At 41.4% G+C, this 9,095-nt stretch carries 8 protein-coding genes and 1 tRNA gene; 7 read left to right on the top strand and 2 right to left on the bottom strand.

Annotated elements, in window-relative coordinates; genetic code table 11:
* The 3 genes from HMPREF9074_RS01320 to mltG all read left to right on the top strand — a co-directional run.
* A partial coding sequence (locus tag HMPREF9074_RS01320; RefSeq protein WP_034539421.1) for a polyribonucleotide nucleotidyltransferase occupies nt 1–2,208 on the top strand: 2,208 nt, incomplete at its 5' end.
* A gap of 147 nt (nt 2,209–2,355) precedes the next feature.
* Nucleotides 2,356–2,787, top strand: coding sequence for an HXXEE domain-containing protein (locus HMPREF9074_RS01315; RefSeq protein ID WP_009733895.1), 432 nt, complete (start codon nt 2,356–2,358; stop codon nt 2,785–2,787).
* 28 nt (nt 2,788–2,815) lie between these two features.
* Nucleotides 2,816–3,841 (top strand): endolytic transglycosylase MltG, encoded by a 1,026-nt coding sequence (gene mltG, locus HMPREF9074_RS01310; RefSeq protein ID WP_009733897.1) that lies wholly within the window; start codon nt 2,816–2,818, stop codon nt 3,839–3,841.
* Between the two features lie 68 nt (nt 3,842–3,909).
* On the opposite strand, the gene HMPREF9074_RS01305 is transcribed toward mltG, so the two are convergent.
* Both HMPREF9074_RS01305 and HMPREF9074_RS01300 read right to left on the bottom strand, forming a co-directional pair.
* A tRNA-Thr gene (locus tag HMPREF9074_RS01305) sits at nt 3,910–3,983 on the bottom strand.
* A gap of 70 nt (nt 3,984–4,053) precedes the next feature.
* Complete coding sequence (locus HMPREF9074_RS01300; protein WP_009389210.1) at nt 4,054–4,311, bottom strand: hypothetical protein; 258 nt, start codon at nt 4,309–4,311, stop codon at nt 4,054–4,056.
* Nucleotides 4,312–4,381: 70 nt separating this feature from the next.
* On the opposite strand from HMPREF9074_RS01300, the gene HMPREF9074_RS01295 reads away from it, so the two are divergent.
* The 4 genes from HMPREF9074_RS01295 to HMPREF9074_RS01280 all read left to right on the top strand — a co-directional run bounded on the left by HMPREF9074_RS01295 (nt 4,382) and on the right by HMPREF9074_RS01280 (nt 8,973).
* The gene (locus HMPREF9074_RS01295; RefSeq protein ID WP_009389209.1) at nt 4,382–4,690 is read left to right on the top strand and encodes a DUF4286 family protein; all 309 of its coding nucleotides are present in this window, start codon (nt 4,382–4,384) and stop codon (nt 4,688–4,690) included.
* 238 nt (nt 4,691–4,928) lie between these two features.
* Nucleotides 4,929–5,987: a hypothetical protein gene (locus HMPREF9074_RS01290; protein WP_009388549.1), complete on the top strand. Its 1,059-nt coding sequence runs from the start codon at nt 4,929–4,931 to the stop codon at nt 5,985–5,987.
* 15 nt (nt 5,988–6,002) lie between these two features.
* Nucleotides 6,003–7,604 carry an OmpP1/FadL family transporter gene (locus HMPREF9074_RS01285; protein WP_009388550.1) on the top strand — a complete coding sequence of 534 codons (1,602 nt, stop codon included), beginning with the start codon at nt 6,003–6,005 and terminating at the stop codon, nt 7,602–7,604.
* A 151-nt stretch (nt 7,605–7,755) separates the two neighbouring features.
* Nucleotides 7,756–8,973: an RsmB/NOP family class I SAM-dependent RNA methyltransferase gene (locus tag HMPREF9074_RS01280; RefSeq protein WP_034539413.1), complete on the top strand. Its 1,218-nt coding sequence runs from the start codon at nt 7,756–7,758 to the stop codon at nt 8,971–8,973.
* The last annotated feature ends 122 nt before the right edge of the window (nt 8,974–9,095 follow it).

Raw genomic sequence — 9,095 nt, 5'->3', positions numbered from 1 at the left:
GGTGATGGTCGTACCATTACTATCGAAACTGGCAAGTTAGCTAAACAAGCTGACGGTGCTGTGGTGGTGCAAATGGGCAATGCTATGCTATTGGCAACAGTAGTATCAGCAAGAGATATAAACCCTGAAACCGATTTTCTACCCCTAACGGTAGACTATCGCGAGAAGTTTGCGGCAGCAGGTCGTTTCCCTGGGGGCTTTTTCAAACGTGAAGCTCGCCCTAGCGACCAAGAAATCTTAACAATGCGCTTGGTAGACCGCGTATTGCGTCCGCTTTTCCCTAAAGATTATCACGCTGAAACACAGGTGATGATACAACTTATCTCGCACGATGAAAACGTAATGCCCGATGCGTTAGCAGGTCTTGCTGCCTCAGCGTGTTTGGCAGTATCAGATATACCATTCGACGGACCTATCTCTGAAGTACGTGTAGGACGTGTGAATGGCAAATTTATAGTAAACCCTAGTCGCGAGCAGTTAGAAGCATCAGACATCGACATTATGGTGGGAGCTTCAAAAGACTTTGTAGCGATGGTAGAAGGTGAAATGGACGAAGTGAGCGAAAAAGATATGGCAGAAGCTATCAAATTTGCTCACGAAGCTATCAAACCACATATCGAAGCACAATTGCGTTTGGCTGAAAAAGTAGGTAAGACTGAAAAACGCACCTATGAGCCTGAAGTAGAAAATGAAGAAGTAAAAGCAAAAGTATACCCATTGGCTTATGAAAAATGCTATGCTATTGCTAAAGAAAACACTACTAAGCAAGAACGCGGAGAAAAGTTCAATGCGGTGAAAGAAGAGTGCTTAGCACTTTTTACCGAAGAGGAATTGGAAGAGCTAACTCCTCTTATTACTCGTTATTTCGGAGATGCCGAAAAAGAAGCTGTTCGTAACCTTATCTTAGAGGAAAATATTCGTTTAGACGGACGTAATACTACCCAAATACGCCCTATCTGGTGCGAAGTAGGTTATTTGCCTTCAGCTCACGGTTCATCTATCTTTACACGTGGCGAAACCCAATCGCTTACTACTGTTACCTTAGGTACTTCACGCGAAGCAAATGTTATTGACCTACCTTCAGAACAAGGCGAAGAGCGCTTCTACCTACATTACAATTTCCCTCCATTCTCAACCGGTGAGGCTCGCCCTTTGCGTGGTACTTCACGCCGCGAGATAGGACACGGAAACTTAGCACAACGCGCCCTTAAACGTATGATACCAGAAGATTGTCCTTATACCGTTCGCGTAGTGTCTGAGATTTTAGAATCTAATGGTTCATCATCAATGGCTACTGTGTGTGCAGGTACTTTGGCACTAATGGATGCAGGGGTACAAATGGTAAAACCGGTATCGGGTATTGCTATGGGGCTTATCAGCGACGGCGATCGTTATGCGGTACTTTCAGACATCTTGGGCGATGAAGACCACTTAGGCGATATGGACTTCAAAGTAACTGGTACTGCTGATGGTATCACCGCTTGCCAAATGGATATCAAGATAAAAGGACTTTCATATGAAATCCTCGAAAAAGCCCTCAACCAAGCACGTGAGGGACGTATGCACATTTTGGGCAAAATAACTGACACTATAGCACAACCTAATCCTACTGTGAAACCTCACGCTCCTAAGATTGTGAAGATGGATATGCCTAAAGAATATATCGGGGCATTTATCGGAACAGGAGGTAAGAACATTCAAGACCTACAAGCTCGTACTAAAACTACCATTGTGGTGGAAGAAGTAGGCGAACTAGGTATCGTAGAAATCTTAGGTACTGACGAAGCTGGTATACAAGAAGCTATAGAAGCTGTAAATGCAGTGAAATTTGAACCTGTAGAAGGTGAAACTTACACTGTGAAAGTAGTACGTTTAGTAGAGTTTGGGGCTTTCGTAGAGTTTGTACCTGGTAAAGACTCTTTGCTACACATCTCAGAAGTATCTTGGGACAGAGTAGATAAAATAGAAGACGCTCTTAAAGAAGGTGATATCATAGAAGTAAAATACCTCGGTATTGACCCTAAAACTAAGAAGACGAGAGTATCGCGCAAAGCCTTATTACCACGTCCTCCACGTGAAGAGCGCCCTGACCGCCCAGCGAGAGAAGACCGCCCTAAGTCTGACAAGCCTTATAACGGAAAACCTCGCGGCGACCGCAATGACCGTCCTAAAGGACACAACAATAACCAAAAACCACGTCAGGAATAGGCGTATGTTATAAGAATTTTTGTATTCATAATATTTTATAAAACCGAAGATTTTATATTTTTATAGTATAAAGTTTTCGGTTTTTGTTTTTTTAGTATCTTTGCGGTCAAATAAAGTCTTTCTAAAAAAGAACTCCCATTAAAAAATATGAAGACCAATAAATACATACACTTGTGGCTCCCCATAATAGGGCTACACGCATTGCATCAAGCGGAAGAAAGTATTTCTTTCTGGCAGTGGTATATTAACTTTGTAGATAAGATACCCCAATGGTTGCAACTCCCCAGAATTGCTGAGAATGCTCATTTAGCTAATGAGCACCCCGAATATTTTATATGGGCTTCTATAGGGCAAATTGCTTTGGTAGGAGTCATTGCTTTTTTGTGTAGAAAGAGTGAAAAAGCTACAAGAATAGCACTTAGTCTATATCTTGCAGGATTGAGTTTCTTTTTGGTATGGCATATTTTGATAAGCTATTTCACTCATTCCTACTCCCCCGTAATGGTAACCTGCCTAATAGGTATTTACTTAATACCCAAATGGAGTGCTAATGTTTTCGGGGTCATCAATATAAAATAGGACATATAAACAGACAAATATATAGACAATGAAAAAATGGATAATATTGGCAGTAATAGCCCTTATCAGTATAGCAGGATTTTTTATTTATCGCGCTGTATTTGCGAGTAATACCGCTTTTAATGAAAAGGAAGTTGTAATATACATACCTACAGGAGCTGACTTTGGTGATGTATTGCACAAACTACGTCCGTTGCTAAAAAGTAGCCTCGCTTTTGAGCAAGTAGCTAAGCAACGCGGCTATACAACACACGTAAAAGCAGGAAAATACATCATCAAGAAAGGGGCAAGTAACCTTGAAATCATACGTACTCTTCGCAATAGAAATACCCCCGTAAAACTAAAGTTTAATAATCAGGAGCGATTGGAAGACCTTGCCACTCGTATAGCCGAGCAGATAGAGCCTGATAGCACTACCCTAATACGCGCTTTTTTAGACCCTACTTTTCTGAAAGAAAACGGGTTTACTGAGGCTACTGCCCTTGCTATGTACTTGCCCAATACTTATGAATTTTATTGGAATACTACTGCTGAGGAGTTCCGCGACCGTATGCTGAAAGAATATCACCGCTATTGGACTAAAGAACGCCAAGCACAAGCTGAAGTACAAGGTCTTAGTCCTATAGAGGTGAGTATTTTGGCTTCGATAGTACAAAAAGAAAGTGCTAAAGTAGACGAACGCCCTCGTATAGCTGGTGTTTATCTAAATCGTCTACATATCAATATGCTATTGCAGGCTGACCCTACCGCTATCTTCGCGATGAAAAACCATACAGGCAACTACAATATGGTAATAAAACGAGTAACTGAAGCGCACACCCGTCTGGAAAATCCTTATAATACTTATCAAAACTACGGTTTACCTATAGGACTTATCGCAATGCCTGACCTATCGTCTATAGAGGCTGTGCTAAAACCTGAACAACACGATTATTACTTTTTTGTGGCAGACCCTCAGAATTACGGTTACCACAAGTTTTCGCGCACTTTTTTACAACATACTGAAAGTGCTAAAAAATACTGGAATTGGGCTAATGAACAGGGTGTAAAATAGTGATAAATAATAACTAAAAAAAGTCCGGAAAGTTTGATACAAACTTTCCGGACTTTTTTATTTATTTGAGCCGGTGGAGGGAGTCGAACCCACGACCCCGAGATTACAAATCACGTGCTCTAGCCAACTGAGCTACACCGGCACTCTGCTTATTTGCGGGTGCAAAGATAACACCTTTTTTTGTAAATATGCAAATGTTTTTTGAACATTTTTTAAGCTAATTGATTTAGCTTTTGTATAAATGCTCCTGCTCTTTCTTCAAACTCTCTTCTAACTTGCTTTAAATGAGCCCCTCTGCTTTCAACAGTTCTATCAGCTACTTTATCGATTAGAGTATCGAAAGTATTGACAATTTCAGTTATAAGAGCCTTACCTTCTTCTGTTTGCATTTTGCCTGTAAAATACACAGCATCAATAATATCACCTAAAACATAGTTGATATCTTTCTTTAAATCGCGGATACTTGCCATAGTCTAAATTATTTATTTTGAGTGCAAAGCTAAGAAATATTTCTTATCTTTGCAAAAAATAAAGTAATATATGTATATCTATAATTTGACAGCAGTCATTGACGAAAGTGTTTTCGAGGCGTGGCAACAGTGGTTAGCACACTCTTATCTGCCTGCTGTAAACGCCTCTGCATTAGTAGACAATGTACAAATAATGAGGGTATTAGATTCGACTGATAGGCATTATGCCATACACCACGAAATCAGCTCTGCTGCTAAACTGTCAGCTTTCTTAGAAGAGAAAATGCCACAACTTTTAGAAGAGGCTGCTGCTACTTTTGGAGAGAAGGCTCTTTTCTTTGGGACAAGATTGATGATTAGTGATGAAGGGGCTATTTAACAACCTAGTGGGCTGCGCCAGCTCGCCGACTTTCGTTCGTCACATACTCGGCTGTGCCAGCTCGCCGACTTTCGTTCGTCACATACTCGGCTATGCCAGCTCGCCGACTTTCGTTCGCTTATCCTTTGCTTATCCTTCGCTCAGTGTTCGGTGTAGATGGCTTCAAAAAAAATGGCATAAAAATTGTGATACTATTAGCAAGATGTTTGGTTTGACTTTATAAAAAAACTTATACAATATGAAAAAGAACTTACAAATCAACAAAAGATGGATGCACGTGTTACTGCTACTCGTGGCATCGTTTGCGCTACTTTCTTGCGGTGGTTATTATTACGCTGATGGGGTATATTACGACCCCGTACCTGAAAGACCTAGCTATTTGGAAATAGTAGAAGAACCTGCTTATACGCCTGTAGAAAATAGGTATACACCTAACCGCTACAAGGATTATTTCGGTGAAAAAGCACAGCAATACCGCCAAATGCCTGATACATCGGTTACACATTTTACCGATGTAAACAGCTATCGTTCTAACGCGACTTCGGGAGCTCCTGCCTACGGAGGCTGGGGTAGCAACCCTTCGCAAGTGAATGTGAATGTGTACAACAACAATCCGTGGGGGTATAATAGCTGGGGCTATAATAATTGGCATCCTAATTATTACGGCTATGACTCATACTACAGAAATAGAGCTCGCTGGAGCTTGTCATTTGGCTGGGGCTGGGGCAGTTATTACGACCCTTATTGGGGCTATAGTGGCTACTACGGTTATCGTCCGTACTATGGTGGGTACTATGATTACTACCCTTATTACGGATACAGTCCTTACTATGGGTATAGCCCTTATTATGGGTATTATCCTTACGGAGGTTACTATCCTTATTACGGATATTATTACGATTACCGACCAAGAGATTACTATTACGAACCAAGTCGTTCGTACGGCAATGGAGGGTCTTATAGCGGCAGAGGACGTGCTATTATAAGAGATGACAACTACAGAAGTAACGCTAACCGTTATGAAGATGGTAGAGGCTCTTATAATCGTTCGCAAAGCCAAGGATATTACAATAATAACGGCAACTATAGTGGTAGACCTTCTTACCAAAATCAGCAATATAACAATAATCCGCCAACAGGCTATGAGACCAGAAGAGCCTATGAATCGAACTCTAACTATTCCGGTAGAAGTTCTAACCATAGCAATAGCAGCAGCTCTGGCGGCAATTACAGCAGTGGTTCTTCTAACAGCAGCAGTAGCAGCAGTGGAGGATACAGAAGTTCAAATCGCGATTAAAAAATATTAAGAAAAATGAGAAAAATCAATTATATATTATTTTTAGGATTTTCTTTAGCAGCTATGGGTACTCAAGCTCAGAATTACACTGATGCTTTGCGCTATAGCACTGAAGAACTGACAGGTACCGCCCGTTTTAAGGCTATGAGCGGAGCATTTGGTGCCTTAGGTGGTGACCCTTCAGCCATAAATATCAATCCGGCAGGGAGTGCTATTTTCAACGCAAGCGAAATTTCGTTTAGCCTTAATAACAACAGCCAAAAGAGAGATATTAACTTCTTAGACCGAAGTGATAAGAAAAATAACAATGATTTTAACTTCAATCATTTCGGGGTTGTGTTTGCTATTCCTGATGTGTCGCCTACTGTTAAGAAATTGAGTTTTGGGTTTAATTATCAGTTAAGCAAAACTCTTGACAATGACAAGTTTTCTTATTCGGCTTACAATAATAAGGGCTTAGACGATTACTTTTTGGACTACGCTACCAAAGGTAATAATGGCAATCCTTTTAGCTTTGGTACTTTTGCAAGAGGATATAATTTAAACCAGCAGGAAGAGATAGGAGAGTATTATGCTACCTTAGGACGTAGAGAGGGGTATGCTGCCCAAATGGCTTATTTGGGATTGAAGGCTGGTCTTATCAACCCTAAGACGCTTTCGGCAGACAATACGGAATATGACCTTAGTGGTGATAATCTAGAACGCTTGCAAACCTATAAAATAGAGCGTTCGGGCTATGTAAATAAATACAATTTCAACTTTGCTTCGCAAATAGGGGATTTTATTTACTTAGGAATGAACTTAAATGCGCACAACATCAACGAAAAGGCGCTATATAGTGTAAAAGAAGATAACTTTAGAAGTTCAAACCCTTACCTACGCTATGCGAACCACAAACAATACATCAATACAACAGGTGAAGGCTTTTCGCTACAGCTAGGAAGTATCATCAAAGTAACTGATGAGTTGCGTTTAGGGGTAAGTTACCAATCGCCTACGTGGTATAAGATGAAAGAGGAGTCGCGCCAAGTGCTCTACGCTACTACAGGAGTGGCTACTACTACTTATGACCGTGATATAGAATTAGTGAATAGATATGGCGACCCTATATGGTATGAACGCGAATACAAATTCCGCACCCCCAGTGCGTGGACTGCTAGTGCTGCTTACCTGATAAAGAAAAGAGGTATCTTAAGCATTGATTACACCTACAGAGCCTACGATAATCTGAAATTCAGAAGTAATAATATGAAAGGCTATAACAGTGCTTTTGAAAACCAAATGGGTGATACCTCGACCCTACGCATAGGAGGAGAGTATAGAATACCTTTTAAATTAATAAAAGAAGACCCTAAGAGCACTAACTTTGTAAGCTTGCGAGCAGGTTATAGATACGCACAAAGTCCGTATAGGAAAACAACTGCAGTAGTAGGTGATCTGACAGGGTATTCGTTTGGGGCTGGTGTGACCTTGGGTGGTATTAGATTAGACGCTTCGTATGATGTGGCTAAACAAACAAACCTATACCAAATGTATGAGAATGTGCTGACCACTCCTGCTCATATAAAATCTACTTATGGTAACTTCTTGTTTACCTTCACAGCGCAACTTTTTTAGTGCGAGCTGCACAGGCAAAGTGCGAGCCGCACAAGCAGAGATGCTAGCACAGGCAGATAATTAAGAGACGGTGATGAGAAAAGCACCGTCTCATTTTTAGTATAAAAGCAATATTCAAATTTAGTATAAAACAACATTCAAAAAAAGTATTTTGAAATTACACAGAAATTTAGTGGATGCGGTGATTGAGGGACTCGGTTTTATTTTTACCGAAAATCAGTATGCCGATAAGGTAGTGGAAAAACTGCTGAAAAAAGATAAGCGCTGGGGGGCTCGGGATAGGGCTTTTGTGGCTGAAACGATTTACGATATAGTGCGCTGGAAACGCCTCTATGCGGAAATAGCTGAAGTATATGAACCCTTCAGCATACATAACCTACGTCGCCTTTTTGCAGTATGGGCTACCCTGAAAGGTGTTGCACTGCCTGACTGGGGAAACTACTTTGAAGATACCCCTACCAGACGCATCAAAGGGAAATTTGACGAGCTCTCTAAAATACGCAAATACCGCGAATCGGTGCCTGACTGGTTAGACGCTTTGGGAGAACAAGAACTGGGAGAGGCTCTCTGGACAGACGAACTGCACAGCTTGAACAGTTTAGCCCCCGTAGTATTGCGCGTAAATACCCTAAAAATAAGTCGTGATAGACTGCAGCAACTCCTCCGCGAGGAAGGGGTAGAAAGCTATCCGCTACAGCAGTATCCTGATGCTTTGCAATTGGTAGAGCGCAGTAACATCTTCAAAAGTCAATCTTTTAAAGACGGATTGTTTGAGGTGCAAGATGCCTCTTCGCAGAAAGTAGCTCCGTTTATGCAAATAGACAATAGCGTAAAACGCATTATTGACACTTGTGCTGGAGCTGGTGGTAAAACGCTTCATCTGGCAACCCTCTTGCAAAACAAAGGTCAGATTATAGCGATGGACATTTACGAGCAAAAGCTGCAAGAACTCAAACGAAGAGCACGCCGCAATGGGGCTTTCAACATAGAAACTAAGCTGATAGACCCTAAGCAACTGAAACGTATGCAAGGCAGTGCCGACCGCGTACTGATAGATGCGCCTTGTAGTGGGTTAGGTGTACTGCGCCGCAACCCTGATGCTAAATGGAAATTGCAACCTGAGTTTTTAGACCAGATACGCACTACCCAACAAGAAATATTGCAGCAGTATAGCAAACTGCTGAAAAAAGGCGGTAAGCTGGTATATGCGACTTGCTCGGTATTGCCTTCAGAAAACCACCAGCAAGTAGCGACTTTCTTAGCTTCGGAAGCTGGCAAGGATTTTAAATTAGAGGCTGAAGAAGTGATTTTTGCGCATCAATCGGGTTATGACGGTTTTTATATGGCGAGGCTCATTAATAATGGTTAATAGAAACCTCCCCCCCTTCACATACTCCGCTGCGCTAGCTCGCGGACTTCCTCCGAAGGGGGAGCTCATACACGAGCTTTATAATGGAAAAATACACTTTAGAAGTAACTTTAAAAATTGTA

Source organism: Capnocytophaga sp. oral taxon 329 str. F0087, assembly GCF_000213295.2.
Lineage (GTDB): Bacteria > Bacteroidota > Bacteroidia > Flavobacteriales > Flavobacteriaceae > Capnocytophaga > Capnocytophaga leadbetteri_A.
Note: the sequence above shows the minus strand (reverse complement) of the source record. Positions and strands in the feature narration are given on the sequence as shown.